Here is a 26761-nt window from a genome sequence, read left to right on the forward strand (position 1 = left end):
GGCCGGTTCAGCGGTGGGTCGCGTGCCGCGGGTGCGAGCGCTCGGTGCGGGGCGGACGGGGAGAGAGGTAGCCGGCGTGGGCGCGGCCGGCGGCCGGTTCGGCCAGGCCCGCCCTGAACAGTCCGTAGGTGACCCGCCGGAGCGCGGCCGCCTCCAGTTCGTCCCGCAGCGGGCCGTCGCGCAGCAGCGCTCCGGGACCGAGCAGTCCCTCTACGACGGCCAGGGCGCCGGCGGTGTCGCCGTGGTCGAGGCGTTCGCGGACGCCGGAGAGGGAGTCGGGGCGACGGTGCGCCTCGTCGATGGCCCGCAGGCAGGGCAGCGGCGTACCGGTCAGCGCGATCAGCAGTTCCTCGCGGCGGATCTCTGCCGGGTCGTGGTCCAGCGGGGTCAGTACCCCGTCGACCTGGCCGATCCGGTGCCGGGCACCCCGGCAGTCCACCAGGCGGGCTCCCCCCGTCCGGTCCCCGGCTTCGGCCCCGGCAGGCCGCGGCGGCGACCAGTCCGGTACGAGAGCCCGCCCGACCAGCGGGTGCAGCCGGCCGGCGTCGATCGCCCCGGTACGGAGCAGCTCCAGGTCGGGCAGTACCCAGGTCGCCGCGTCGGGCAGCACGGGCGGGGCGGGAGCGCCCGCCTCCGCGGACGCGGCGGCGGAGATCCGCCCGCCCCCGGCGCCGTCCCCGCGCGGATGCACGTACAGCCGGTGCCGGGCCCCGAGCCGCACGGAGACCGGACCGCCGGAGCGCCCCTCGGCGCGGAGCACGATCTCCGCCTCTGCCGCCCACCGGTCGACGGCGCAGCCGGGCACCGGAAGCAGCGGCCACGGCAGGCCGGGATCCACCGCGGGGCCCGTGTCGCCGGGCTGCCGGCCGGCCCCGGACCTGGAGCGGAGCTCGTCGCTCCGGCGGGCGTCCCACAGGTGGCGGTGCAGGTCGAGGCGGAACCGCGGATGGGGGTGTGGGTGGGGATGCGGACCGGCCCCCGGAGGGCGGCGGGCGGCGTCCTCGGAGCGGGCTCCTTCCCACAGGGCGAGGCTGATCCGCTGCCCGTACTCCGCCCAGGCAGGCGGAGTACGGACCACGAGGTGCAGCGGACGTGCACCGCCGGGCCCCGCGTCCGCGTAGCGGGCCAGGGCGATGGTCAGCCCGGGGCGCAGCAGTCCGTCCGGGGCGATCCTCGGCAGGTGCCAGCGCAGGAGGTCCGGTGCCAGGTGGCGCAGGTCGGCCCGGATCCGGGCCGCGAGTTCGCGGCCGTGGGTGCGCGCCAGGGCGCGCAGGTCGAAGTCCACGTCGACGGCCGCGGCGGCGCACGCCCCCGCCCAGTCACCGGCGGAGCGGCGGGCGGTCGCGGTCTCGATCATGGACGGCGGCACGGCGAACTCGCGCACGCGCAGCCAGAAGGAAGGGCGGGAAGAAGTCCCGTTCGCGGTCTGAGTGAGCATCAGCACTCACCTTGCGCGGACGGGACCCCCGATCTCTGTGTACGGGAAGTCGTCATCGCGGCGAGACTAACGCCCCGCCCCCGCGGCCCGCCAGGCATTTCTTCACCGGGGGCCGGCTCAGCCCAGTGGAGCGAGCAGCGCGCCGGCGTTGCTCAGGGCGTGGCGGCCGACCGCCTTGCCGAGGGTCACTCCCGCCTCGTCCGCGGAGCGGGTGTGGATGCCCGAGAGGATCCGTGCGTCGACGTTGTCACGGGTCAGCTGCTCCCAGCCGGTGTACGTCCGCCGGACGCCGGGGGCGGTCGGGCTGGTGAGGGCGAAGGGGGCGGTACGGGGTCCCGCGAGGGCGTCCAGGATCACCTCGGCGGCGCCGGAGTAGGTGGTGTGGCCGCTGGGGTAGTCCGGGTGGGCCGGGGTCTGGTGGAGCGGGGTCCAGGTCTGGTCGGGGGCGATGGCCCCGGTGCGGATCGCGGTGACGGGACGCCAGCGCGTGTACGCGTACTTGCTGTCGGAGGTGGCGATCTGCGTGTCGACCAGGGCGGCGTGGAACAGGCCGACCAGCGCGGCCCGTTCGGCGGCCGAACCGTGCGAGCGGGTCACGGCGACGCGCAGCGGCTCGGTGTACAGGGTCAGCGAGGAGCCGTACCAGAAGGTGGCGGTCTCCGTCTGGCGGGCGGTGCGGACGGTGGAGTCGGCCGCGCCGTACGCGCGCACCTCGGCCAGGTCGGCCCGGTAGCGGCGGGAGTCGAGCGCGGGCGGCGGGCCGATCCGGTACTGGTCCGGGGAGTCCAGCAGGAAGGGCTCGGCCACGCGGTTGCCGTACTGCGCGGCGGGGGCGTAGCCGTCGGGGGTGGGCTGCCAGACGCCGGGGGCGGCGGCGGGGACGGTGAAGGGCGCGTTCACGGAGGCCGGGTCGAGGCCGTCGCCGCGGCGGTCCGCGAGCGCGAGCTTCGCCTGCCGGGCTCCGGCGGCGACGCCACGGTCCTCGGCGCGGCCGTCGGGGATCCGGCGCAGGCTCTCGGCGAGCGCGGCGTCCAGTACGGCCGCGCGGCCCGGGGCGAGGTCCACCAGGACGTCGTGCACGGCCGAGGCGACGGCGGCCTCCTGGAAGGCCGCCCGGTCGCGGCCGCCGGGGGCCTCGCGTCCGGCGCGGGCGGCCGCGAGCCAACTGATGGCCCAGGTGCGGCTGTTGGTGACCTGGGTGGCCGCGCCGTCGGTGGCGACGGTCTGCGCGGTGAGGTCGTACCACTCGCGGACGGCGGCCCCGCCGTCGGCGGGCGCGGGCGCGGGCGCGGCCTGGGCCGCGGACGGGAGGGCCACCGTGGCGGACAGCACCAGGGCGGACCCGAGGGCGAGCAGGGCAGAGCGGGACGGCTTCACGAACACTCCTGACGGGCGGACGGACTTCGGGTCGGCAGGACCGGGCGGCCCGACGGGCCGCTCACCGACACAGCGCACCGGCGACGCGCATGAAGTCGATCGCACGCCGCTTGGTCAGACCGGGAGCTCTCGTAGCCATGCCCCGAACCTAGCCACCGGCCGCTCGCCCGCACAACACCCGTTTCCCGTCAGGCCCGTTCGGCCACAGACCTGCAGTACGCCCGTCACGATCGCGTTACGCGACGGCGGTCGGGTCGGCGCGGTCGGGCGGCGGGCCGGGTCCACTGCCCGTCCGGGGCCCGCCGGCCTACCCCGCCCGGTGGACCACCTCGCCCGCGACCACCACCGTTTCGGCCACCGTCCCGGGGATCTGTTCCGGGGCCACCGCGAGGATGTCCCGGGACAGGACCACGAAGTCGGCCGCCTTGCCGACCGTCAGGGAACCCCGGTCCTCCTCGAGGAAGTTGGCGTACGCGGAACCCATCGTGTAGCCGTACACCGCCGTCCGGGCGTCCACCGTCTCCTGCTCCTGCCACGGCTCGCCGCCGCCCAGCGGGCGCCGGGTCAGCGCCGTGTAGATGCCGATCATCGGGTCCATCTCGGCGACGTTCCAGTCGCTGGAGAAGGCCAGGACGGCGCCCGCCTCGGCGAGGCTCCGCATCGGCCACGCCTTGTGCCAGCGGTCCTCCCCCACGTTCTCCGCCCAGTCCTGGCCCGGACCGGCGATCTCCGGCGCGCAGTGCCGCGGCTGCATGCAGGCCACCACGCCGAGCTGCTCGAAGCGCGGTACGTCCTGGGGGTCCAGGCATTCCACGTGCACCACCTGGTGGCGGGCGTCGCGCGGGCCGTTCACCGCCCGTGCGTGCTCGACGGCGTCCAGGACCGTACGGATGCCCCGGTCACCCGTGGCGTGGACGAAGCACTGGAACCCGCGCGCGTCCAGCCGGGCGAGGAGATCGGCGAATTCCTCCGCCGGGTAGAAGGTCTCGCCCCGGTGCGCTCCGCAGCCGGTGTACGGCTCCAGCAGCGCGGCCGTGCGCGGCTCCACCACGTCGTCGATGTAGAGCTTGAGGGGGCCCACCCGGAAGCGGTCCCCCGCGTGCACCTTGGCGGCCGCCTCGAAGAGGTCGAGGTCCTCCTCGGTCGTACCGCGCGGGTGGAACAGCGCGGCGACGATCCGCGAGCGCAGCCGGCCCTCGGCGCGTGCCCGGTCGTACAGCTCCAGGTCGTCGAGGGAGTTCTGCGGCTCCACGACGGTGGTGATGCCGAAGCCGATCGCGTCGTCGAGGCTCTTGGCGAGGCGCCCGTACTGGCGGTCCGGGGAGGCCCACGGCACGCCCAGGTCGCGCAGGGCGCGGTGGCCGTCGCGGGAGAGCCCCTTGATGGCGAAGTCCTTGACGAAGCCGGTGGGCTCGCCGGTCTCCGGGTCCACGGCGGCCGTGCCGAAGGGCAGGTCGGTACGGTCCTTCGCGACGCCGAGCCGGCGCATGGCCGCCGTGTTCAGCCAGGCCGTGTGGACGTCGTACGAGAGCACGATCGCGGGGGTGTCCCCGGTGACCGGGTCCAGGTCGGCGGCGGTGGGCATGCGGCCGCCCGGGATCGCCGAGTAGTCGAAGGCCTCGGCTTCGATCCACTCGGCGTCGGGGTTGGCCTCCCGCCACTCGCCGATCCGGTCGAGGATCGCTTCGAGCGTGCGCACCCCGGCGAGCTGCACGCACGCGTCGTCGGAGCCGAGCCGGACGTGGTTGTGGGCGTCGATGAACCCCGGCAGCACGAGCCGGCCGCCCGCGTCGATCCGCTCGGTGTCCGGGCCCGCCCAGTCGGCGGCCTCCGCGTCCGGGCCCACCCAGACGATCCGCCCGTCGCGCACGGCGAGGGCTTCGGCCTCGGGCAGCTCGGGGTCGACGGTGTGGATGCGGGCTCCGGTGAGGAGCAGGTCGGCGGGGGCGGGGTGTGACATGAGGTGGTGCTCCTGTGCAGAGGGGGTACGGGGAGACGAGCGGCGGGGAGGGAGCCCCCGGGCGACCGGGAGGAGGCCCCAGGCGACCGGGAAGGCCGAAAGGGGCCGGGAGGGGGCCCGCGGCCCCCCGGGCGGCCGGGAAGGCCCGGAGGGGAGGCCCTCAGGCGGCCGGGGCGTACGCGGGCACCCGGCGGGCGAGGGCCCAGTACGTGAGCCCGGAGACCACCGAGCCGAGCAGGGTGAGGTCGGCGCCGCCGAGCGGGGCCACGAGCGGCCCGGTCCACAGCTCGGAGTCGCAGGTCAGAGCGGCGAAGGCCATGCCGGCGAGCAGGGCGGCCATGCCGGCCGGGTGGTAGCCGGAGCGGTACCAGTAGGCGCCCCCGCTCCCGGCGTGCAGCGCGTCGGAGTCGTAGCGGCAGCGGCGCAGCAGCATGTCGGCGAGGAAGACTCCACCCCAGGGGGCGAACACGATGATCAGGAGGGAGAGGAAGGACAGCAGCGAGGTGGTGAAGTCGGTGAGGAAGAGCGCGGCCAGCGATCCGGCGGCGGTCACGGCGGCGCTGACGACGATGGCCCGGGCCCGGCTCCACGGGATGCCGAGGACCTGGAGGTTCAGGCTGGAGGAGTAGAGCGTGATGATCGAGTTGGTGACGGAGCCGCCCAGGACCAGGGCCAGGAACAGCGGCTGGAACCAGCCGGGCAGCAGGCTCTCGGCCCCGGCGACGGCGTCGGTCATGTCGGTCTGGGTGGCGGCGGCCACGCCGGCGATCCCGAGGGCGACGGAGGAGAGGAACCCGCCGAGCGCGCCCATCCAGGTGATCGACTTCAGCGAGGTGGTGCGGGGCAGGTAGCGGGTGTAGTCGGCGGGCATCGGCAGGTACGAGAACGGCCCGGCGAGCATCACGACGAAGGCCAGGCTCCAGCCGGACAGGCCCGGGGCCAGGGCGTCGGCCGGTGCGGTGGTCTCGGCGCCGGGCAGGACGAAGACCAGCAGGGCGCCGAAGCCGACGGCCAGGACGTAGGCCATCCAGCGCTCGGCGAACTGCACGGTGGCGTGGCCCCACATCGCGACGGCGAAGGTGAGCGCGAGGGTGATGCCGAGCGCGGCGGCCCGGATCACAGTGCCGCCGCCCAGGCCGATTTCGGCGAAGAAGACCTCCAGCGCCAGGGTGCCGACGACGGTGTTGACGATGGTGTAGCCGATGCTCACCACCCAGTTGAGGACGCCCGCCGGCCAGTTGCCCCGTACGCCGAAGGCGGCCCGGGAGATGACCAGGGTGGCGGTGCCGGTGCGGATGCCGCTGAGTCCGGCGGCGCTGATCGCGAAGAAGGACAGCCCGCTGATCACGACCACCGCGGTGGCCTGCCAGAAGCTGAGGCCGAAGGCGACGGCGAGGGCTCCGTTGATCACGTAGGTGAAGGTCAGGTTCGAGCCGAACCAGAGCCAGAAGAGGTCCTTGGCCCCGCCGTGGCGCTCGGCGTCGGGGATGGGGTCGATGCCGTGCGTCTCGACTCTGAAGACCTCGTCGACGGCGGCCGTCGTCTCCTGGTGTGCCATGCGTCTGCCCCTGACCTTCGGCGGTGAACCGTGAACCACGAACCGTGAACGTGAACCGTGAACAGACCTTGAACGGCGTTCTAAGTTCTTGAATGGCATTCAAGATGCGCTGCCGACCCGGACCCCGTCAAGCCCCTGTCCGGGATAAGGTCGGCCCACGAAGATCGGGAAGGCGGCACGGGTGGCAGCGGGAGCGGCACGGCGGCGCGACGGGCAGATCGCCCAGGAGCGGATGCTGGAAGAGGCCATGACGGCGATCGCCGAGGACGGGCTGGCGACGCTCACCATGTCCGCGCTCGCCGAACGTCTCGGCACCAGCGGCGGCCACATCCTGTACTACTTCGGCAGCAAAGACCGGCTGCTGCTGGCCGCCCTGCGCTGGAGCGAGCAGCAACTGGCCGGGGAACGCTCCGCGTTGCTGGGCCGCCGGCTCACCGCACACCGCAAGCTCGCGCTCTTCCTGGAGCTCTACCTGCCCCGCGGCCCCCGCGATCCGCGCTGGACGCTCTGGATCGAGCTGTGGGCCCGCATCCCCTCGAACGAGCCGCTGCGCGCCGCCCAGCAGGAGATCGACGACGGCTGGCAGCGGGACCTCGAGGCGCTCCTCGCCAAGGGGGTGGAACAGGGCCGCTTCGCCGCCGGCCTGGACGTCCCCGCCCGCGCCTCGGAGCTGCTCGCCCTGCTGGACGGCCTGAGCACCCGGGTGGTGCTGGGCGAGAGGGGCGCGGACCGGGCCACCTCCCTGGAGCGCGCGCGCTCGGCGGCGGCCCTGCTGATCCCGCACCTTTGACTTCCGCTCCCCTCCCTAAAGGGAGGGGATTCCTACCACGGTCGTCTGACCGTCTCGGTGGGTTCCTGCTTCTTCGCGCCGTGCCGGGACAGGTCCCGGTCTTACCAGCGCTCGACAGGCTGATACCGCAAGTCCTGCGGCCTTGGCGACGTTGACCGCCGCGTTGATGTCCCGGTCAAGAACGGCCCCGCACGCCCCGCACTCCCACACACGGATGCGCAGGGGTTTGGGGCCGTCCTTGACGCCGCACTGCGAGCACATCTGAGAGGTCGGCTCGAAGCGTCCGATGCGTACGAGGGTGCGCCCGTACCGGGCGGCCTTGTACTCCAGCATCGTCACGAACGCGGACCATCCGGCGTCGTGTACGGACTTGGCCATGCGCGTGCGGGCGAGTCCCTTGACCGCCAGGTCCTCAACGGCAACCGCTTGGTTCTCACGGATGATCCTCGTGGAGAGCTGGTGGTGGAACTCACGCCGCGCGTCAGCCACCCGCGCATGAGCGCGGGCGACCTTGATACGCGCCTTCGTCCGGTTGCTGGAGCCCTTCACCTTGCGGGACAGACGGCACTGTTCCCGCTTCAGCTTCTTCTCCGCCCGGCGCAGAAAGCGGGGTGATTCGATCTTCGTACCGTCCGAGAGGATCGCGAAGTGCGTCAGCCCCAGGTCGATTCCGACCTGGCCGGCCATCTCGGGCAGCGTCTCATCCGCGCCGGTCTCGATGACGAACGAGCAGAAGTACCGGCCGGCCGCGTCCTTGATCACGGTCACCGTGGACGGGTTGGACGGCAGCGTGCGGGACCACTTCACCCGGACATCGCCGATCTTCGGCAACGACAGGTCACCGCCGGCCGTGATCCTCCAGCGGGCATTCGCGGTGAACCGCATGGCGTGTCGGTTGTCCTTGCGGGACTTGAACTGGGGCGCACCCATCTTGGGGCGCTTGCCCTTGAGGCCATCGAAGAAGTTCCGGTAGGCGGTATCCAGGTCCCGAAGGGACTGCTGGAGCACGACGGCGGACACCTCCCCGAGCCAGGCCCGCTCCCCGGTCTTCTTCGCCTCGGTGATCAGAAGCTTCGACAGGTCCCCGGTCTTCGGGAACGGTGCACCCTCGGAGCGGGCGGTCTCACGAGCGCGAAGCGCATCGTTGTAGACCACCCGGGAGCACCCGAACGCCCTCGCCAGCGCCGAGCGCTGCGGACCGTTCGGGTACATCCGGAAGGAGTACCTGAGCTGCATGAGAACGACCGTACTACGGTCGGTTTATGGCTGAATATCAGAACATCCGTACTGGTCGCCACTGCGCTTTCGTCCTCCACGCCCACTTGGTTTTCGTGACGAAGTACCGGCACAGAGTCTTCACTGACGCGCACCTCAAGCGCATGGAGGAGATCATGCGCGCGGTGTGCGCCGACTTCGAATGCGAACTGGTCGAGTTCAACGGCGAGAACAAACACGTCCACCTACTCAACAGTCTGAAGGGCTCCCGCAGGCTCCGCCAGGAGTACCCGGAACTGGTCCGGCACTACGGGCGGGCGCAACGGCTGTGGTCCGGCTCGTACTTCGCCGGGTCGGTCGGCGGGGCCCCGCTGTCGATCGTCCGCCAGTACATCGAGCAGCAGAATCGTCCGCTGTGACCTGCGGGTTAGAGCAGCCCTGAGAATCGCTTCACCACCGCCCTAAAGGGCGGTGCACTGCGATTGGTCCCGGTAGCCGGTCCCGCACCCGGACATGTGGAAAGCCCGCCCGGGCCTTAGCGTCCCGGGCGGGCTCTTCCGCTCCTTAGCGGAGGTTCTCGGGAGGAAGAAGGATTACTTCCTCGTGGCGGTCACTTCTTCTTGGCCGCGGCGGCCGCGGCCTTCTTGGCCGGGGCGCCCTCGGCGTTGCCGTAGTACGCCTGGCGCATGAGCTGCTTCAGGTCGTCGATCATCGGCATCCGCGGGTTGGCGGGGGCGCACTGGTCGGCGTAGGCGTTCATGGCCTGGGTCGGCAGGGCCTCGATGAAGGCCTGCTCGTCCACGCCCTCCTCGGCGAAGGAGGAGGTGATCCCGCACTTGCTGCGGAGCTCCTCGACGGCCCTGGCGTAGGACTCGACGCCCTCGGCGGCCGTGGCGGCCGGCAGGCCCAGCATCTTGGCGATCTCCTGGAAGCGCTCCGGCGCCCGGTAGACCTCGGCCTTGGGCCACGGGGTGGCCTTGTGGGTGACCGTGCCGTTGTGGCGGATCACGTGCGGCAGGAGCAGCGCGTTGGTGCGGCCGTGGGCGACGTGGAAGGTGTTGCCCAGGGTGTGCGCCATGGCGTGGACCATGCCCAGGAAGGCGTTGGCGAAGGCCATGCCCGCCACCGTGGAGGCGTTGTGCATCTTCTCGCGGGCCTCGGGGTCGTTCGGACCGTCGACCACGCAGCGCTGCAGGTTTTCGAAGATGAGCTTGATGGCCTGGAGGCACAGGCCGTCGGTGTAGTCGTTCGAGTACGCGGAGACGTAGGCCTCGGTGGCGTGCGTCAGGGCGTCGAAGCCGGAGTCGGCGGTCACCTTGGGCGGGAGGCCCATCGGCAGCATCGGGTCGACGATGGCGACGTTCGGGGTCAGCGCGTAGTCGGCGAGCGGGTACTTCTGGGCCGCGGCCGGGTCGGAGATGACGGCGAACGGGGTGACCTCGGAGCCGGTGCCCGAGGTGGTCGGGATGGCGACCATCTTGGCCTTCTCGCCCAGCGAGGGGAACTTGTAGGCGCGCTTGCGGACGTCGAAGAACTTCTCCTTCGTGTCGGCGAACTCGACCTCCGGGCGCTCGTACATCAGCCACATGATCTTCGCGGCGTCCATCGGCGAGCCGCCGCCGAGGCCGATGATCGTGTCGGGCTTGAAGTCGCGCATCATCGCGGCGCCGGCCTGGACGGTGGAGAGCTCCGGGTTGGGCTCGACGTTGTCGATGATCTGGATCGACACGGCGCCCTCGCGGGCCTGCAGGATGTCGACGACCTTCTGCACGAAGCCGATGGAGACCATCGTCTTGTCGGTGACGATCGAGACCCGGCTGATGCCGTCCATCTCACCGAGGTAGCGGATGGAGTTGCGCTCGAAGTAGATCTTCGGCGGGACCTTGAACCACTGCATGTTGGTGTTGCGCCGTCCGATCCGCTTGACGTTGATCAGGTTGACCGCGGTGACGTTGTTCGACACCGAGTTGTGTCCGTACGAGCCGCAGCCGAGGGTGAGCGAGGGGAGGAAGGCGTTGTAGACGTCGCCGATGCCGCCGAAGGTGGAGGGCGAGTTGGCGATGACGCGGATCGCCTTGACCTTCTTGCCGAACTCCTCGACGAGTTCCTCGTCCTCGGCGTGGATGGCGGCGCTGTGGCCCAGACCGTGGAACTCGACCATCGCGGCGGCCAGTTCGAGGCCGTGCTCGGTGTCGGAGGCCTTCAGGGCGGCCAGGACCGGGGACAGCTTCTCGCGGGTCAGCGGCTCGTTCTCGCCGACCTCGTTGCACTCCGCGAGGAGGATCGAGGCGTCGGCGGGGACGGTGAAGCCGGCCTGCTCGGCGATCCACTGCGGGGACTTGCCGACGACCGCGGGGTTCAGCTTGGCGCCGTTGGCGTCGGCCGCGTAGGCGGTGGTGCCGAAGACGAACTGCTCGAGCTTGGTCTTCTCGGCGGCGGAGACCACGTGGGCACCGAGCCGCTTGAACTCGGCGAGGCCCTTCTCGTAGATCTCGGCGTCGAGGATGACGGCCTGCTCGGACGCGCAGATCATGCCGTTGTCGAAGGCCTTGGAGAGCACGATGTCGTGGATCGCGCGGCCGAGCTTGGCGCTCTTGTGGACGTACGCCGGGACGTTGCCCGCGCCGACGCCCAGGGCCGGCTTGCCGCACGAGTAGGCGGCCTTGACCATGGCGTTTCCGCCGGTCGCGAGGATGGTGGAGACGCCCGGGTGGTTCATGAGGGCGCCGGTGGCCTCCATGGAGGGGGCGGTGACCCACTGGACGCAGTTCGCGGGGGCGCCGGCGGCGACGGCGGCGTCGCGGACGATGCGGGCGGCCTCGGCCGAGCAGTTCTGCGCGGAGGGGTGGAAGGCGAAGATGATCGGGTTGCGGGTCTTCAGGGCGATCAGGGCCTTGAAGATCGTGGTGGAGGTCGGGTTGGTGACCGGGGTCATCGCGCAGACGACGCCGACCGGCTCGGCGATCTCCGTGATGCCGTTCAGCTCGTCGCGGCGGATGACGCCGGCGGTCTTGAGGCCGCGCATCGAGTTCACGACGTGCTCGCAGGCGAAGAGGTTCTTGACGGCCTTGTCCTCGAAGAGGCCTCGCCCGGTCTCCTCGACGGCGAGCTGGGCGAGCTCGCCGTGCTGGCTCAGTGCGGCCAGCGAGGCCTTCTTGACGATGTGGTCGACCTGCTCCTGGTTGAACGACGAGAACTGGTCGAGCGCCTTGAGCGCCTCCTGGACCAGTCCATCCACCATCTCGTTCGCCTGCATGGCAGGAACTCCTTCATTTCGACTCAACCTGAACCGCTTTCCTGATGACTCAATTCGACACCCAAAAGCGGAAGCCGTGCCGCCGAAAAAGCCCTTATCCACCGGGCCGAAGGGCCGTTCACACCCGTTCACCCTCTCCCAATCACCTATCTGACCTGCACGTATACCTCAGGACCTAAGACCCCTGTGCGCTTGTGAAAACTTTCACAAGAATTTCGCGCGCAGTGCGCCCTACCGCGCTCCTCCCCCAGCGAGCACAATCACCGTGACCAGTCGTGTCGACCGAGAGGGAGGGAGCGCGTGCGCAGTCAGGTGCGCGTCGCGGACGGACGGAATCTGACGGTGGAGCGCTGGGGCGACCCGGACGGCAAACCCGTTTTCCTGCTTCACGGCATGCCCGGCAGCCGGCTGGGCCCCGCCCCCCGGGGCATGGTCCTCTACCAGCGCCGGATGCAGCTCATCGCCTACGACCGCCCCGGCTACGGGGGCTCCGACCGCCATCCGGGCCGCACCGTCGCCGACGTCGCCGCGGAGGTGGCCGCGATCGCCGACTCCCTGGGCCTGGACAACTTCGCCGTGGCCGGCCGCTCGGGCGGCGCCCCCGGCGCGCTGGCCTGCGCCGCCCTGCTCCCCGACCGGGTCACCCGGACCGCCGCGCTGGTCTCCCTGGCCCCCCGGGACGCGGAGGACCTGGACTGGTTCGAGGGCATGTCCCCCTCGAACATCCGGGAGCATTCCACCGCGGGCCGGGACCCCGAGGAGCTCGCCGCCCGGCTGATCCCGCGCGCCGCGGGGATCGCCGAGGACCCCGGCCGGCTCCTGGACGAGCTGCGCCGCGAGCTCACCGAGAGCGACCGCATGATCGTCGCGGACGCGGGGCTGCGGGCCATGCTGCTGCGCAATTACCGCGAGGGCGTCCGCACCTCCGCCTACGGCTGGATCGACGACGCCATCGCCTTCAGCAGCCCCTGGGGCTTCGACCCGGCGGACATCCGCTGCCCGGTGCTGATCTGGCACGGCGAGCTCGACGTGTTCTCTCCCGTGGGCCACTCCCGCTGGCTGGCCAGCCGCATCCCGGGCGCCACCACGAACATCGACCCGGCCGCCGCGCACTTCGCGGCGCTGCGCGCCCTGCCCGACGTACTGACATGGCTGCTCAGGGAAGTGCCCGCACCCCCCGTCAACGAGCAGCAGCCGGCGTAGGCGACCGTCCTGGAAACGGGCCCACCGCGCCGCCCGCGCGCGAGTGCCGCACCGTCATCAACTCACCCGCACGGCAATGCGACTTGCGACCATGCGATCACCGCCCGGCCCTCGCAGCCGCGGACCGGGGTGTCAGCCGACGGCCACGGCAGGCCCGTAAATGGAAAGGATCTTGCCGTAAGGCAAACGGGCGAATACCAGGTCCGAGGGAATTCGATCATGTTTACCAGAGCCGCCCGATCGGCCCTGCACAGGACATCACTCTGTAGCGACGACCTGGGCAGTTCGGCACGCCGATCAGTGGCCGGGGAGGTAAAGTCCGCGCCAGACACTGGCTCCTCGCCAATGTCAACCCCTCCCATTCCCCATGACCTCCCCGAGGACGGCGTCATGAACACCTCCGCAACCCACCCGGCCAGCAGCGTCACGGCCGCCCGCGTCCCGCTCGACCGTATCGACGTCCGCGGCGCGCGCGCGGCCGCGACCCTGGGTCGCGTCCTCCCGACGGAATCCGGCCGGAAGGTTCAGACGCCGATCTTCAACTCCGCACTCTGACCCCGAAGTCCGCGCTCCAAGCGCTGAGAGGCGTCCCGCAATTCCGGTACGATCGGCAAGTCCCGCAAGGGATAGGGCGAGAAGACGCCCTGTGGGAGTCAACCGCACCGTGTCCGTCCCCGGCTTGCCGGTACGGATCACGCGGCAGCACAACAGCTGAACTGTGCCTCTGCTCCCCGAATGCCGGACCAGCGCCCTGAGCGACCCCGGATGAGCCGCCCCCGGGCGACCACGCCGGACAGCCCAGGAACCGCCCCGGCTGCAATCCGTCATCCCCCACAGGAATAACGGATCAAGTCTTAGACTGGTGGAATGACCGGTCTGATCGCTTTTCGCGAGATCGTCCTGAAAGTTCACAGCAGATGCGATCTTGCTTGTGATCATTGCTATGTGTACGAACACGCAGATCAGAGCTGGCGCGCGCGGCCGAAGGTGATCTCCCCCGAGGTGATCTCCCAGACCGCGTCGCGGCTCGCCGAACACGCAAGAGCACACGCACTCCCCTCCGTCACGGTCATCCTTCACGGAGGGGAACCGCTTCTCGCGGGCCCCGCCCGACTCCGGCTCGTGTGCGAGGAATTCACCCGCGCCCTCGATGGAATCGCCGCCCTCGACCTGCGCATGCACACCAACGGCTTGCAGCTCAGCCCCCGCTATCTGGACCTCTTCGCGGAGTTCGGCGTCAGCGTCAGCGTCTCCCTCGACGGGGACCGCGCGGCCAACGACCGCCACCGGCGCTTCGCCGACGGACGCACCAGCCACCCCCTGGTCCTGGCCGCCGTGGACCTCCTGCGCACCGAGCCCTACCGCCACCTCTACCAGGGCCTGCTCTGCACCATCGACGTGGCCAACGATCCCGTGGCCGTCCTCGACGCCCTGGTCGAACTGGCCCCGCCCCGCGTGGACTTCCTCCTCCCGCACGCCACCTGGCAGACGCCGCCGGTCCGCCCCGACGAGGCCCCCGACACCTACGCGCGCTGGCTGCTGCGGGTCTTCGACCACTGGGAGCACCGCGGGCGCCCGGTCCCCGTACGGCTCTTCGACTCGCTGTTCTCCACCCTGGCCGGCGGCCCCAGCCTCACCGAGTCGCTCGGCCTCGCGCCCACCGATCTCGTGGTCGTGGAAACCGATGGAAATCTGGAACAGGTCGACTCCCTGAAGAGCGCCTTCGAGGGAGCCGCCGCCACCGGGTTCAACGTCTTCGACCACGCCTTCGACCTGGTCGCGGCCCATCCCGGGGTCCGCGCCCGGCAACTGGGCCTGGCCGGCGTCAGCGATGCGTGCCGCCGGTGCCCCGTCGTACGCTCGTGCGGAGGCGGGCTCTACACGCACCGCTACAAGGCCGGTCCGGCCGACGCCCCGGACACCGGGGCCGCCGCGGACACCGGGGATTTCGACAACCCCTCCGTCTACTGCACCGACCTGCGCGAGCTCGTCGACGGCGTCCAGGGCCGTACGAGTGCCCGCGCGAGCGCCCCGGAACTCTCCGACCCGGCCGAGCTGGCCGGCTCCCAGGAGCAGCTCACCCGGGACCTGCTCGCCCTCTTGAACGACCGCCGCACGGGTGATTCCGACTGGGACCGTGCCTGGCGGGTGCTGGGCGCCGTGGAGCGGGCCGGGCGGGCCGGCGCGGACGCGCTGGACGCCGTACTGGCCCACCCCTTCACCCGGACCTGGGTCATGGCCTGCCTCGACCCCACGCCGCAGGAGCGCCCCGGTGCCCCGCAGGCGGCCCGCCGGCTGACCGCGCTGGCCGCGGCCGCCGTCCTGCGCGGCGGCCTCGACCTGCCCGCCGAGGTCGTCTACCGGGACGGCGAGGTGTACCTGCCGACGCTCGGCCTGCTGCGGCTGGGCGAGCCCGGCACGGACGGCCGGGCCACGCTGCACGCCGCCGACGGGGGGTACGCCGTCCGCGAGGAGGGCCGCCCGGAGCACCGCTTCGGGCCCGCGGCGGGTGACGCGCGCTGGCAGCCCGTACGCACCTGGTCGCCGGGGCCGGACGCGGCCCCGGTGGCGCTGGAGGACCTGGATCCGCACCGCAACTGCTTCGCCCGCCCGCCCCGGCTGCGGCTCGGCGCCGCGGAGGCCGAGGAGTGGCGGGAGCGCCTCGACGCGGCGTGGGCGCTGCTGCACGCCTCGGTGCCCGAGTTCGCGCGGGCGGCCGCCACCGGGCTGACCACGCTGACCCCGCTGGCCGGCGGTCCCCGGGCCGGCGGCTGGGGCGAGGCCGGGCGGCACGGTCCGGGCGCGCTCGGAGTGCCGTACGCGGCCGGGGTGGCGCAGACCGCGCTCGCGCTGCTGACCGGGCGGCGGCGGGCCGGGCTCCAGGCGCTGACCGAGGTGGCCGACCTGTACGCGCTGGACGGGGAGTGGCAGCACCCCTCGCCCTGGCGGGAGCGCCCGGTCCCGGTGTCCCGGCTGCTGGCCGACGTCCACGAGCGGGTGGCGGTGGAGGCCTACCGGCGGGCGACCGCCGCCGCGGAGCCGGGCGGGCTGGACCGCATCAACCGGGCGCTGGACCGGCTGTCGGGGGCGGCGGAGCTGACGAGCACCGGAAAGCGGCTCGTGGAGCAGCTCCGCTGGGAACTGAAGGCGGTCGACGCATGACCGGCCCGCCGGGCCCCGGGGAAGCCGGCCGGCTCCCCCGCCCCGCCGACGGCGGCCCGGCCGGTCCCGCCGGCCCCCTCCACGCGCTCGGCGTCCGCCCGGGCATGCGCCTGCTGGTGCACGCCTCGCTCGGCGGCACCGGCCTGCGCGCCGAGGAGCTGCGCGACGCCCTGCTCGCCGCCGTCGGGCCGCGCGGCACCCTCGCGGCGCCCGCCTTCACCCCGCAGAACTCCAAGACGTCCACGGCGCACCTGGCCCGGATCGCGGGCCTCTCCGAGGAGGGCGTACGGGACTTCCGCGCACGGATGCCCGCCTTCGACCCGGCGTGCACCCCGAGCCACGGCATGGGGGTCCTCGCCGAGGCGGTGCGCACCGCCCCGGGAGCGGCGCGCAGCGGGCATCCGCAGACCTCTTTCGCAGCGGTCGGCGAAGGGGCCCGGGAACTGTGTGCGGAACATCCGCTGACCAGCCATTTGGGCGAGGAATCACCCCTGGGAAAGATGTGCGGCAAGGGATGGAAGGTACTCATGATCAATGTGGGATTTTCCGTCTGTACCGCTTTTCATCTCGCGGAGTATCGAATTCCGAAGCCCCCCTTGCGCATGTACGAGTGTGTGGTGAAGGTGAAGCATCCGGGCCTTCCGGGGCGGCAGCCCGCAGGGCCCGAGGGGGAAGGGTGGACCGCGTACGAGGACATCGCGCTGGATGACAGCGATTTCGCCGAGATCGGCAGGGCGTTCCCGGAAGACCGGATACGCCGGGGGTGGATCGGCGGGGCATCGGCCATGCTCTTCGCCCTTCCGCATGCCGTCGATCACGCGCTTGAATGGATGACCGAAAACAGACGCTGATTGACTGAACGATGAGGGGATGTGGCGGAGCAGCTCCGGAATGATGTTTCTTCGCTCGCATCTTCGGGACGGGGGTCGTGTGCCCGCATCAGTGCAGCCGTACTTTTTTCTCAGTTATGCGCATACACCGAGGTTCGGGGCGGGAGGACCGGACCCGGACATGTGGGTGGAGCGGCTTTTCCGCGATCTCTGCAGCCATGTCATGGCGCTGACGAATCTGCCCGCGGGAGCCGAGGCCGGCTTCATGGACCGGGAGATACGCAGCGGTGAGGGCTGGTCGGAACGGCTCGGGGCGGCGCTCGCCACCTGCCGGGTCTTCGTCCCCCTGTTCTCGCCGCGCTACTTCGCCAGCGAAATGTGCGGGAGGGAGTGGTTCGCCTTCGCGCAGCGCACCATCCACCACGTGGCGCTCAGCAACCAGCCGGCCGAGGCCATCGTGCCCGCGTTATGGGTACCGGTACCGCCCTCCCAACTGCCGCTTCCGGCCGAGCGGTTGCAGTTCAACCACAACACCTTCGGCGAGCGGTACGTCACCGACGGACTCTACGGACTGATCAAACTGCGGGGCTACGCCGAGCAGTACGAGAGCGCCGTGTACGAACTCGCCAAAAGGATCGTCCGGGTCGCCGAGACCGTCCGGCTCGATCCGATCCGGCCCCTCGACTACCGGCTGGTGCCCAGCGCCTTCGGCTCCCCGGGCGGCGGCCACAGCAGCACCGCCCGCACGCTGCACGTCACCGTGGCCGCCGCCTCCCGGCACGATCTGCCCGAGGGCCGCAGCCCCGAGTACTACGGGGACAGCGCGCTGGACTGGAACCCGTACCACCCGGTCTCCCAGCGGCCCATCGCCTACGTGGCCGAGGACCTGGTCCGCAACCTCAACTACCAGACGACGGTGGGGTCGTTCGACGACGAGGCCGGGCACTTCGACTCCAAACAGCCGCCGACCCGGCCCGAGATCCTCATCGTGGACCGGTGGGCGGTCCAGGACGAGCAGCGCCGCCAGCGCCTGGCCGCCTTCGACCAGGAGTCCCGGCCGTGGATCAACGTGGTCGTGCCGTGGAACCGGTACGACCACCAGAGCCGCGCGAAGGAGAGCGAGTTGGCCCACCGGCTCGAGGACACCATGCCCGTCAAGATGAGCCAGGGCCGGGCCGCCTGCCGGGCCGCCGCCAACGGCGTGGCCAACATGGAGACGCTCGGGCAGATCCTGCCGCAGGTGGTGGAGGCCGCCGCCCAGCAGTTCCTCAGACACGCCCAGGTCTACCCACCGGCCGGCAGCCCCGTGGCCGGCACCGAACGGCCCCGGCTGCTCGGTCCCATGGGGATGAACGGACCGCCGGGACCACCGCCCGCCCCCTTCCCGCCCACCGTGGGCGATACGGGCGACCGGCCTGCCGGGCCCGGCAGGCGCGAAAACGACACCGACAACGACCGGGGGGACGCGGATGACATCGAGTCGTGACAGCCAGCACAGCGGCAGTGACGAGCACCGCGAGGGGCGCATCGTCACCTTCTACTCGTACAAGGGAGGCACCGGCCGCACGATGGCGCTGGCCAACACCGCCTGGATCCTCGCGGCCAACGGCAAGCGGGTCCTCGCCGTGGACTGGGACCTGGAGGCTCCCGGCCTGCACCGCTTCTTCCACCCGTTCCTGGACCCCTCCACCCTCGGCGCCACCACCGGTGTCATCGACCTGATCAGCGAGTACGCGTGGGCGGCCACCAGCCCGGTGCAGCGCGCCGACGACTGGCACAAGGACTACGCGCGGATCCAGCCGCACGCCGTCTCGCTGACCCCCGAGACCCTCGGCTGGGAGTTCCCCGACGGCGGGACCCTCGACTTCGTCTCGGCGGGCCGGCAGAACCGCGAGTACTCGGCGACCGTCTCCACCTTCGACTGGGACAACTTCTACGACCGCCTCGGCGGCGGGCTCTTCTTCGACGCCTTACGGGCGGACATGAAGCGGAACTACGACTACGTCCTGATCGACAGCCGCACCGGCCTCTCCGACATAGCCGACATCTGCACGGTCCACCTGCCCGACGTCCTGGTCGACTGCTTCACCCTGTCCGACCAGTCCATCGACGGCGCGGCCTCCGTGGCCCGGCAGATCGACGAGCGCTTCAACGACCGCGGCATCAAGATCTACCCGGTCCCGATGCGCATCGACGAGGGCGAGAAGGAGAAGGCGGACGCCGGACGCGCCCTGGCCCGGATCAAGTTCGACCGCTTCCCCAACGGGCTGATCGGGGACGACCTCACCTCCTACTGGGGCGCGGTGGAGATCCCGTACCGCCCCTACTACGCCTACGAGGAGACCCTGGCCACCTTCGGGGACGAGGCCGGGCTCACCAACTCCCTGCTCTCCGCCTTCGAACGGCTCACCACCGTCGTCACCGAGGGCGACGTCACCTCGATGCCGGCCATCGGCGAGGAGGTGCGCCTGCGCATCCGGGACGCCTTCACCCGGCGCCGTCCCGCCCTGCCCGCGGACCTCTTCCTCTCCTACGTCGCCGAGAACCGCATGTGGGCCGACTGGATCGAATCGGTGCTGACCCGGGCCGGCTTCCGGGTCGTCCCCCGGGACGTCTCCGCCGAACGGGCCCCGGCCACCGCCGGCGACACCCTGGGCGGAACCGGGATCAGCGTCGACACCGCCGCGCGGACCGTGGTGCTGCTCTCCAGCGCCTACCTCAAGTCCGCCCGCGCGGTGGACGTGTGGGAGCGGGCCGCCGCCGAGGACCCGACCGGGGGCCGGCGCCAGCTGGTGCCGCTGCGGGTGGGCGACGTCCGCCTGTCCACCCCGTACATCGACCGCAATCCGGTGGACCTGTTCCGCCTCGACGAGGTGCACGCCACGACCGCGCTGCTGCGCGCGGTGGAACGGCCGATGGCCCTGCCCGACACCGTCGCCAGCGCCTCCGCGCCCGGCCCCCGCTTCCCGGGGACGGTCCCGAAGATCTGGAACGCACCGCCCCGCAACCCCGGATTCACCGGCCGCTCCATCGTGCTGGAGCGGATGCGCGACCAGCTCGGCGGCGGCATATCCGTCGTGCTGCCGCAGCCGCAGACCCTGTTCGGGCTCGGCGGCGTCGGCAAGACCCAGGTGGCGCTGGAGTACGTGCACCGCTTCATGGCCGACTACGACCTGGTCTGGTGGATCTCCGCCGAGCAGACCGACGACGTGGTCGCGGCCCTCGCGGAACTGGCCGTACGCCTGGGCGCACAGACCGGCGAGGACATGTCGGCCGCCTCCCAGGAGGCGATCGACCTGCTGCGGCGCGGGGTTCCCTCCTCGCGCTGGCTGCTGGTCTTCGACAACGCCGACGATCCCGAGACGCTCAAGCGGTACTTCCCGCCGGGCGGCCCGGGGCACGTACTGGTCACCTCCCGCAACCAGTCCTGGTCCCAGTACGGCGACGCCCTCCCGGTGGACGTGTTCCTGCGCGAGGAGTCCATCGAACACCTCCAGCGCCGGGCCCCCGGGCTCAGCAAGGAGGACGCCGAGCAGGTGGCCGTCGCGGTCGGCGACCTGCCGCTGGCCGTCGAGCAGGCGGGCGCCTGGATCGCGGAGACCGCGACCCCGGTGTCCGCGTACATCGAGCAACTGGCCCAGCAGGCCGCCCGCGTGCTGGCGCTGAACCAGCCGCCCGGCTACCCGGAGCCGGTGGCCGCCACCTGGAACGTCTCCATAGAACGGCTCCAGTCCCGCTCCCCCGCGGCCGTGCGGCTGCTCCAGCTGTGCGCCTTCTTCGCGCCCGAGCCGATCTCGGCGAACCTGCTGTACAGCAAGGAGATGATCGACGCCCTCAAGCCGTACGACTCCTCCCTCCAGGAGAAGCTCGTCCTGGGCCGCGTGATCCGGGAGATCGGCCGGTTCGCGCTCGCCAAGGTGGACCAGGTCAGCAACAGCATCCAGGTCCACCGCCTGGTGCAGGCCGTGATCCGGGCGCAGCTCTCCGAGGAGGAGCAGCGCGAGGCCCGGCACGCGGTGCACCGGATCCTGGCGGGTGCCCGGCCGGACGACGACGAGCCGATAGACAACCCGGAGACCTGGCCGCGGTTCAACACCATCTGGCCGCACCTGACCCCGTCGGAGGCCCGGTTCTGCAAGGAGCCGGAGACCCGTCGGCTGCTGATCGACCGCGTCCGCTACCTCTGGAAGCGCGGCGACTTCAAGGCCGCGTACGCGCTGGGCGAGGAGCTGCGCGAGACCTGGCGCGAGACCCTGGGCGGCGACGACCTCCAGTACCTGTACCTGCGCTTCCACCTCTCCAACATCCTGCGCTCGCAGGGCCGGTTCGTGGAGGCGATGGAGCTGGACGAGGGCACGCTGGAGCGCCAGCAGGCGGCGCTGGGCGTCTCGCACCCGCACACGTACATGACCACCAGCGGTCTGGCGATGGACCTGGGCGCGCTCGGCCGCTACGGCGAGGCGATGGAGCTGGCCAACGCCGCGCACGAGGGCTTCGGGCAGATCTTCCACGAGGCCCACCCGCGCACCCTGGCGGCCGCGAACAACCTGGCGCTGAACCTGCGCATGATCGGGCAGTACGCGCGGGCCAGGGAGATCGACCAGGAGGTCTTCGACCGGCGCACCGAGGTACTGGGCACGGACCACCCGTACACCCTGTCCTCGGCACAGAACCTGGCGCGCGACCTGCGCGAGGTCGGCCGGTACGACGACTCGGTCCAGCTGCTGAGCCGGACGTACGAGATCTACAAGCGGACCCTGGGCCGGGCCTTCCCCGGCACCCTGTCGGCCGCCAAGAACCTGGCCGTCTCGCTGCGCAGGGCGGGCGACGTGGAGGACGCACTGCGGCTGACCACGGCGACCCGCAACCGGTACCGGGCCAAGTACACCTCGGTCAACCCCGACCTCCTCGCCTGCGAACTCAACCTGGCCGCGGACCTGTTCGCGACCGGGGACCCGGGAGGGGCGCGGGACCTGGCCCAGGAGGTGGTGGACGAGTACGTCAAGGTGCCGGGTGAGCGGCACCCGTACACCCTGGCCGCGGTCAACAACCTCGCGGTGTTCCACTGGGGCACGGGGGCGGCGGAGACCGCCGAGCCGATGCTGCGCCAGACCATCCACCACATGCGCGAGGTGCTGGGCGACAACCACCCGCACACCATCTTCGCCAACCTCAACCTGGCCAACGCCCGGGCCGACCTGGGCGATCCGGAGGGAGCCCTGGAGCTGGAGCGGCTCGCGGTGATGCGGCTGCGCGAGGCGCTGGGCGTACACCACCCGGAGACCCTGGCGAGCTCCTCCAACATGGCGGTCAGCCTGGACATGATGGGCCGCAAGGAGGAGGCGAACCGGGTACGGGCGGAGTCGGTTTCCGAACTGACCCGGCTCCTCGGCGAGGACCACGGGCTGACGCGGTACGCCCGCGACGAGCGCCGGGTCCACCGGGACCTGGAGCCGCTGGCGGTGTGACCAGCGGGGGCGGCTCCCGCCGGGAGCCGCCCCCGCACCTCCCCTCCCCTCCCCTCCCCTCCCGATAGACACAGAACGCAGAACCAGCAGACTGGGGGGTTCGCTGTGAGTGACAGCATGACCTTTCGAAATGAGGACCTGCCGGCCCTCTTCCACCACACCGACCAGGCGGCGATCTCCCGGCAGCGGGAGTCCACCCAGGCCACCCGCGCCCAGCTGATGCTGCTCGTCGTGGCCGCCGCGATCGCCGCCCTGCCCGAGGGGCCGAAGCTCGGCTCCGCGTACCTGTCCGGGCTCCTCAGCGTGCTCGCCTACGCCGGGGTGCTGGGCGTGGGCGTACGGGCCACCCGGCGCCGGGCCCGCCCGCAGTGGCAGCTGAACCGCAGCGCCGCGGAGTTCATCAAGTCGCTGGCCTGGCGGTACGCCGTCCACGGCGCCCCGTTCGGCAGCGATGTCCCGGGCGTCGAGGAGGCGTACCGGACCCGGCTGGAGGCGGGGCTGAACGAGCTGCGGAAGATGGGCTGGGAGGATCCGCGGACCGCCGGGCCGGTGCCGGAGGGCGGGGAGATCACCGGTGCGATGTTCCGGCTGCGGGGGCTGGACTACCAGGTCCGCAGGGAGACGTACGTCCGTGACCGGCTGATCGAGCAGCGCAACTGGTACCAGCGCAAGACGGAGGTGTCCCGGCGGGCGACGGCCCTGTGGTCGTGGTCGATCGTGCTGCTGACCCTGCTGGCGCTGCTGTTCGCCCTCTTCGGGGCGTTCGGTTCGGGTCCGGGGCCGGCGCTGACCGGGCTGCTGAGCGCGGCGGCGACGGCCGGCATCGCCTGGAACGAGGTGCGGCGCCACCACCCGCTGATAGAGGCGCACACCCTGATCGAGCAGGACCTCTCCGCGATGATGGTCGTGATGCAGACGACGATCACCGAGACGCAGTGGCCGACCGCGGTGTACGAGACCGAGCGGTACGTGTCCCCGCAGCACACGGACTGGCTGGCCCGGCACAGCAGTTGAGACGGCACAGCAGTTGACGAGCCGGGCGGGCGTGGCCTCAGTCCCGGGCCACGCCCTCCCGCCAGATCACGGTGACGGGCTTCCCGAGCGCGCGGGCGTAGGCGACGATCTCGGCGGTGCCGCCGTGCCCGCGGGCGGGCAGGCCGTCCCAGACGGCGACGAGCCGGTCGCAGGAATCGGCGATGTAGGTGCCGGCCGCGTAGTAGGCCTCGTCGGTGGAGCGCGCGAAGTCCATCCGGACCTCCTGGGCGGCCCGGCGCTTGAGCCCCAGGTACCGGTCCAGCGATCCGGTGTCCTCGAAGCCCTCCTCGTAGTCCCCGCTGGGGATGACCACGGTGAGGTCCGCGCCGTATTCCAGCGCGATGGCGGCGAAGAGCTGGTCCGCTCCCTCGGCGAGGCTGGAGAAGGCCTCCAACGGCCCCTCGTGGCCCCCCAGTACGGCCCGCAGTCCCTCCTCCACATGGCCGAGCAGCTCGTCCGGAATCGACCGGTGCCCGGTCACGCCGATTCGCTTCATGCGGAAACCCGCTCCCCCCGTGGACACGAACGCCCTGGACATCCTCCCAGAAGGCGGGAGGACGTCCAGGGGTGCGGCGGGGGGGCACGGGTCCGGCCCAGTGGGCAGGGCCGCAGGCTAATGACGTTGGCCAGCCCGACCATGGGCAGGTGTCGGTGATGGTGCTGCCGCTGGCCGTCACCGACCCCGGCGTCCTTACCCGGCTGGAGAACCTGTTCGGGGCAATGTGGTCGATCAAGCGCGCCGCCCAACGCGACGCCCGCGCCAAGGTCGATGCCTACTGGACCGCGAGGCGCGAGCGGGACGAGCACGGGGCGAAGGCCGTACGGCAGCGCCTCGGCCTGTCCCGTGAGGCCCTGGAAAGGTGCACCTACAAGCATCTCGAAGCCTCCGGGCACTTGAAGCATCACGCCTCGAAGGCCCTGGCCATGCACATGGCCGATGAGGTGTGGAACGGCGTCCAGCGCCACCTGTTCCCCGACACCACCGGCCACCGCTTCGGCCGCCCCAAGACGGGCCGCTGGCACGACTTCACCCGTATCCCCGGCCGCGCACGCTCCCACACCGCCGGACGCAAGTGGGAGACCTTCCGTCTCGTCGGCAGCCTCCACGGCCACACCATCGCCTACACCCGCGGCGGACGGCACACCCTGATGCAGCCGCGCCGGATGCCAGTGCCGGCGGAACCGTCCGGCACCGTGCCCACGGGCAAGACCACCACGTCGGGGAAGCCGGGCACGCGGAAGACGACATGGTGGGACCACAGAGGCCCGCTCTCTGTGGTGTTCGCAGGCGGCCCCGACTCCGGCCCAAATGACCTCGTACTCCCGGTGCGCGTCCCGCAGCAGCCCGGCCAGTGGGCACGTGTCGAACGCTTCCTCGCCAACCCCGACAGCTGGCACAAGGTCGATCTCGTACGCCGCCGCAAAGCCGCTACGCCGGGTGGCTGGGTGTACGAAGCTCACCTGATGATCCTCGGCCCCGGCTACACCGCACCAGCCGTACGGGCCATGCGCGAGCAGGCCGCCGCGCTGGGCCGGATCGGCGGTGTGGACGGCAACGTTTCCAACGTCTCCGTCGCCTCCTTCCCGGCCAGTCTTGACCCCGCCGACGGCGCCCCGGCCTCCACCGAGATCACGCTCACCCCTGGGGAACGAGCGCTGCTGGAGCGGGAAGCGAAGAAGCGGCGCGGTCGTGCGCGGGCTTTGGAGCGCTCCCGCCGGGCAACGAACACCGCGCAGTACGGCCTGTCGAAGAACCAGGTCCGCCGCGCAGAGCGCCGGGCCGCCAAGGGCCTGGAACCCAAGGTCGCCAGTATGCCCGGCGGTGCTCGTGTCGCTCGTGTCGATGGGGTGCCCAAGCAGGCGTTCCGCCGAGACCGGCTGTCGGTGAACTACCGGGAGCAGCGCGCCCGCCAGGCCGAACACGCCGCCTCGATGGCGGAGCACCGCCGCCACCGCGCCCGCCAGATCGCCAGGCAGATCATCGCCGCGCACGGCCCCGTGCTCGTGGTCGAAGACTGCGACATCCGCACCTGGCACCGGCTGTGGGGCAAGCGCCTCTCCCAGACCACCCCCGGCCTGCTCATCGCCGCCCTTGACCGTGAGTGCCAGGCTGCGGGCGGCCGACTCGTGAGGGCCTCCACCTGGTCCACCGCTCTGTCGCAGCACTGCCTGTGCGGCAAGCGTGTGTCCAAGACCCTGCGGGACCGAGAGCACAAGTGCACCGCCTGCGGACTCGCCGGAAAGCGAGACCTCGTGTCCGCCGCGCTGGCCGCGTTCGTCCGCTTCACCAACGTGGACGACCCCAAGACCGCGTACCTGGACACCACCGCGTCCCGGAACGCACAGATCACCTTCGCAGAAGGGCTGGAAGAAGCCCTGCGGGAGTCAACCGCACCGAACCAGACCACCGTTCACGGTGCTGGTCATGCGGCAGTCCCACGGCAACGCCGTGGGACCTCTGCTCCCCGAACCGCCGGACAGCGGTCCCGAGCGACCCCGGATGAGCCACGCCCTGTGCGTGACCACGCCGGAAAGCCCGGACACCGCCCCGGCCGCAACCCGCAGCTCACCCACTGGTGAACTGCGGGTCAAGTCTTAGTACACGCTCACGCCGTACGCGTTGAGCGCCTCGACGACGGGCTGGAAGAACGTGGTGCCGCCCGAGGAGCAGTTGCCGCTGCCGCCGGAGGTGAGGCCGACCGCGCGGGTGCCCGAGTAGAGCGGGCCGCCGCTGTCGCCGGGCTCGGCGCAGACGTTGGTCCGGATCATGCCGTAGACGACGTCGCCGCCGCCGTAGTTCACGGTGGCGTTGAGCCCGGTCACCGAGCCGCTGTGGGTGCCGGTGGTGGAGCCGCGGCGGGTGACCGACATGCCGGTGGTGGCGTTGACGGCGCTGGTGATGTCCTGGCTGCCGACGGTGCCGGGGTGGGCGAGGGAGGCGTTGTCGTAGCGGATGAGTCCGTAGTCGTTGTTCGGGAAGCTGGAGCCCACCGTCGGGCCGATGGCGGTGGTGCGGGCGGAGTTGGTCCACCAGGTGCCCGCGCCGTCGGTGCAGTGGCCGGCGGTGAGGACGTAGTAGGTGCTTCCGCTGCGCACGTTGAAGCCGACCGAACAGCGCCAGCTGGTGGCGTACTTCGCGTCTCCGCCGCTGAGCAGCTTCGCCAGCTTGCCGGGGGTGCGCTCGATGCGCAGGGCGGCCGCGTTCGCCCCGGCCTCCTTACGGATCCTGGCGATGGCGGCCGCCGAGACGGTGGAGTCGGCGGTGACCACGAGGGTGCCGGTGGCGGGGTCGGTGTGCCAGGCGGTGCCGGCGACGTCGGCGCGCAGGACCGAGGCGCCGGCGGAGGCGAGCCGGTCGGCGCTGAACCCGCCGTCGGCGTGCGCGGCCGTGGGGGCCGCGAGGGCGGCCACGGCGGCCATGCCGGTGGCCACGGCGAAGAGCCGGGAACGGATGATGCTCTTGATCGTC

Annotated in this window: 19 protein-coding genes; 10 read left to right on the forward strand and 9 right to left on the reverse strand. The window is 71.5% G+C overall.

What is annotated here, in order from left to right:
• Positions 1–7: 7 nt before the first annotated feature.
• The 5 genes from MTF69_RS37220 to MTF69_RS37235 all read right to left on the reverse strand — a co-directional run bounded on the left by MTF69_RS37220 (position 8) and on the right by MTF69_RS37235 (position 6333).
• Complete coding sequence (locus MTF69_RS37220; protein WP_243340934.1) at positions 8–1438, reverse strand: hypothetical protein; 1431 nt, start codon at positions 1436–1438, stop codon at positions 8–10.
• Positions 1439–1555: 117 nt separating this feature from the next.
• Positions 1556–2815 carry a vanadium-dependent haloperoxidase gene (locus MTF69_RS37225; RefSeq protein WP_243340935.1) on the reverse strand — a complete coding sequence of 420 codons (1260 nt, stop codon included), beginning with the start codon at positions 2813–2815 and terminating at the stop codon, positions 1556–1558.
• Between the two features lie 61 nt (positions 2816–2876).
• Complete coding sequence (locus MTF69_RS43935; protein ID WP_374325190.1) at positions 2877–2954, reverse strand: putative leader peptide; 78 nt, start codon at positions 2952–2954, stop codon at positions 2877–2879.
• Between the two features lie 168 nt (positions 2955–3122).
• Positions 3123–4775 carry an amidohydrolase gene (locus MTF69_RS37230; RefSeq protein WP_243340937.1) on the reverse strand — a complete coding sequence of 551 codons (1653 nt, stop codon included), beginning with the start codon at positions 4773–4775 and terminating at the stop codon, positions 3123–3125.
• A 160-nt stretch (positions 4776–4935) separates the two neighbouring features.
• On the reverse strand, positions 4936–6333 hold the full coding sequence (locus tag MTF69_RS37235; RefSeq protein WP_243340939.1) for a cytosine permease: 1398 nt from the start codon (positions 6331–6333) through the stop codon (positions 4936–4938).
• Positions 6334–6565: 232 nt separating this feature from the next.
• Here MTF69_RS37235 and MTF69_RS37240 point away from each other — a divergent pair, with 232 nt between their 5' ends.
• Positions 6566–7123: a TetR/AcrR family transcriptional regulator gene (locus MTF69_RS37240; protein WP_243341006.1), complete on the forward strand. Its 558-nt coding sequence runs from the start codon at positions 6566–6568 to the stop codon at positions 7121–7123.
• Between the two features lie 15 nt (positions 7124–7138).
• Here MTF69_RS37240 and MTF69_RS37245 read toward each other — a convergent pair whose 3' ends face one another.
• On the reverse strand, positions 7139–8359 hold the full coding sequence (locus MTF69_RS37245; RefSeq protein WP_243340941.1) for a transposase: 1221 nt from the start codon (positions 8357–8359) through the stop codon (positions 7139–7141).
• 26 nt (positions 8360–8385) lie between these two features.
• Between MTF69_RS37245 and tnpA the strand changes: the two genes are divergently transcribed.
• Positions 8386–8757 carry an IS200/IS605 family transposase gene (gene tnpA / locus MTF69_RS37250; RefSeq protein ID WP_243340942.1) on the forward strand — a complete coding sequence of 124 codons (372 nt, stop codon included), beginning with the start codon at positions 8386–8388 and terminating at the stop codon, positions 8755–8757.
• A 191-nt stretch (positions 8758–8948) separates the two neighbouring features.
• Here tnpA and adhE read toward each other — a convergent pair whose 3' ends face one another.
• The gene (gene adhE, locus MTF69_RS37255) at positions 8949–11594 is read right to left on the reverse strand and encodes a bifunctional acetaldehyde-CoA/alcohol dehydrogenase (RefSeq protein ID WP_279346735.1); all 2646 of its coding nucleotides are present in this window, start codon (positions 11592–11594) and stop codon (positions 8949–8951) included.
• A 300-nt stretch (positions 11595–11894) separates the two neighbouring features.
• Between adhE and MTF69_RS37260 the strand changes: the two genes are divergently transcribed.
• The 7 genes from MTF69_RS37260 to MTF69_RS37290 all read left to right on the forward strand — a co-directional run bounded on the left by MTF69_RS37260 (position 11895) and on the right by MTF69_RS37290 (position 23271).
• Positions 11895–12797 carry an alpha/beta fold hydrolase gene (locus MTF69_RS37260; RefSeq protein ID WP_243340944.1) on the forward strand — a complete coding sequence of 301 codons (903 nt, stop codon included), beginning with the start codon at positions 11895–11897 and terminating at the stop codon, positions 12795–12797.
• A 390-nt stretch (positions 12798–13187) separates the two neighbouring features.
• The gene (fxsA, locus tag MTF69_RS37265) at positions 13188–13352 is read left to right on the forward strand and encodes an FxSxx-COOH cyclophane-containing RiPP peptide (RefSeq protein ID WP_243340946.1); all 165 of its coding nucleotides are present in this window, start codon (positions 13188–13190) and stop codon (positions 13350–13352) included.
• Between the two features lie 312 nt (positions 13353–13664).
• Entirely contained in the window at positions 13665–15959 is a 2295-nt protein-coding gene (fxsB, locus tag MTF69_RS37270) for a radical SAM/SPASM protein FxsB, inactivated metallohydrolase extension form (RefSeq protein WP_243340947.1), read from the forward strand.
• Positions 15956–16810 carry an aminoglycoside N(3)-acetyltransferase gene (locus MTF69_RS37275; protein WP_374325164.1) on the forward strand — a complete coding sequence of 285 codons (855 nt, stop codon included), beginning with the start codon at positions 15956–15958 and terminating at the stop codon, positions 16808–16810. Before fxsB ends, MTF69_RS37275 begins: the two co-directional genes overlap by 4 nt.
• A 43-nt stretch (positions 16811–16853) precedes the next feature.
• A complete protein-coding gene (locus tag MTF69_RS37280) occupies positions 16854–18275 on the forward strand; it encodes a TIR-like protein FxsC (RefSeq protein WP_243341009.1) in 1422 nt (473 codons plus the stop codon).
• On the forward strand, positions 18259–22257 hold the full coding sequence (gene fxsT, locus MTF69_RS37285) for an FxSxx-COOH system tetratricopeptide repeat protein (protein WP_243340949.1): 3999 nt from the start codon (positions 18259–18261) through the stop codon (positions 22255–22257). The genes MTF69_RS37280 and fxsT overlap by 17 nt, the downstream gene beginning before the upstream one ends.
• A 117-nt stretch (positions 22258–22374) precedes the next feature.
• Positions 22375–23271 carry a DUF4231 domain-containing protein gene (locus tag MTF69_RS37290; protein WP_243340950.1) on the forward strand — a complete coding sequence of 299 codons (897 nt, stop codon included), beginning with the start codon at positions 22375–22377 and terminating at the stop codon, positions 23269–23271.
• 37 nt (positions 23272–23308) lie between these two features.
• Here MTF69_RS37290 and MTF69_RS37295 read toward each other — a convergent pair whose 3' ends face one another.
• Positions 23309–23788, reverse strand: a complete 480-nt coding sequence (locus MTF69_RS37295) for a hypothetical protein (RefSeq protein WP_243340952.1) — start codon at positions 23786–23788, stop codon at positions 23309–23311.
• Between the two features lie 158 nt (positions 23789–23946).
• Between MTF69_RS37295 and MTF69_RS37300 the strand changes: the two genes are divergently transcribed.
• Positions 23947–25872, forward strand: coding sequence for a transposase (locus MTF69_RS37300; RefSeq protein ID WP_243341010.1), 1926 nt, complete (start codon positions 23947–23949; stop codon positions 25870–25872).
• 15 nt (positions 25873–25887) lie between these two features.
• On the opposite strand, the gene MTF69_RS37305 is transcribed toward MTF69_RS37300, so the two are convergent.
• The gene (locus tag MTF69_RS37305; RefSeq protein WP_243341011.1) at positions 25888–26712 is read right to left on the reverse strand and encodes a S1 family peptidase; all 825 of its coding nucleotides are present in this window, start codon (positions 26710–26712) and stop codon (positions 25888–25890) included.
• Positions 26713–26761: the final 49 nt, after the last annotated feature.

The sequence above is a fragment of the Streptomyces sp. AP-93 genome (genome assembly GCF_022808175.1).
GTDB lineage: Bacteria > Actinomycetota > Actinomycetes > Streptomycetales > Streptomycetaceae > Streptomyces.

Excerpts from the sequence above, each read along its gene's own strand:
- MTF69_RS37220 (WP_243340934.1), bottom strand. The coding sequence starts at position 1,438 with ATGCTCACTCAGACCGCGAACGGGACTTCTTCCCGCCCTTCCTTCTGG.
- MTF69_RS43935 (WP_374325190.1), bottom strand. The coding sequence starts at position 2,954 with ATGGCTACGAGAGCTCCCGGTCTGACCAAGCGGCGTGCGATCGACTTC.
- MTF69_RS37230 (WP_243340937.1), bottom strand. The coding sequence starts at position 4,775 with ATGTCACACCCCGCCCCCGCCGACCTGCTCCTCACCGGAGCCCGCATC.
- MTF69_RS37235 (WP_243340939.1), bottom strand. The coding sequence starts at position 6,333 with ATGGCACACCAGGAGACGACGGCCGCCGTCGACGAGGTCTTCAGAGTC.
- MTF69_RS37240 (WP_243341006.1), top strand. The coding sequence starts at position 6,566 with ATGCTGGAAGAGGCCATGACGGCGATCGCCGAGGACGGGCTGGCGACG.
- MTF69_RS37245 (WP_243340941.1), bottom strand. The coding sequence starts at position 8,359 with ATGCAGCTCAGGTACTCCTTCCGGATGTACCCGAACGGTCCGCAGCGC.
- tnpA (WP_243340942.1), top strand. The coding sequence starts at position 8,386 with ATGGCTGAATATCAGAACATCCGTACTGGTCGCCACTGCGCTTTCGTC.
- adhE (WP_279346735.1), bottom strand. The coding sequence starts at position 11,594 with ATGCAGGCGAACGAGATGGTGGATGGACTGGTCCAGGAGGCGCTCAAG.
- fxsA (WP_243340946.1), top strand. The coding sequence starts at position 13,188 with ATGAACACCTCCGCAACCCACCCGGCCAGCAGCGTCACGGCCGCCCGC.
- fxsB (WP_243340947.1), top strand. The coding sequence starts at position 13,665 with ATGACCGGTCTGATCGCTTTTCGCGAGATCGTCCTGAAAGTTCACAGC.
- MTF69_RS37275 (WP_374325164.1), top strand. The coding sequence starts at position 15,956 with ATGACCGGCCCGCCGGGCCCCGGGGAAGCCGGCCGGCTCCCCCGCCCC.
- MTF69_RS37280 (WP_243341009.1), top strand. The coding sequence starts at position 16,854 with ATGTTTCTTCGCTCGCATCTTCGGGACGGGGGTCGTGTGCCCGCATCA.
- fxsT (WP_243340949.1), top strand. The coding sequence starts at position 18,259 with ATGACATCGAGTCGTGACAGCCAGCACAGCGGCAGTGACGAGCACCGC.
- MTF69_RS37290 (WP_243340950.1), top strand. The coding sequence starts at position 22,375 with ATGACCTTTCGAAATGAGGACCTGCCGGCCCTCTTCCACCACACCGAC.
- MTF69_RS37295 (WP_243340952.1), bottom strand. The coding sequence starts at position 23,788 with ATGAAGCGAATCGGCGTGACCGGGCACCGGTCGATTCCGGACGAGCTG.
- MTF69_RS37300 (WP_243341010.1), top strand. The coding sequence starts at position 23,947 with ATGGTGCTGCCGCTGGCCGTCACCGACCCCGGCGTCCTTACCCGGCTG.
- MTF69_RS37305 (WP_243341011.1), bottom strand. The coding sequence starts at position 26,712 with ATGGCCGCCGTGGCCGCCCTCGCGGCCCCCACGGCCGCGCACGCCGAC.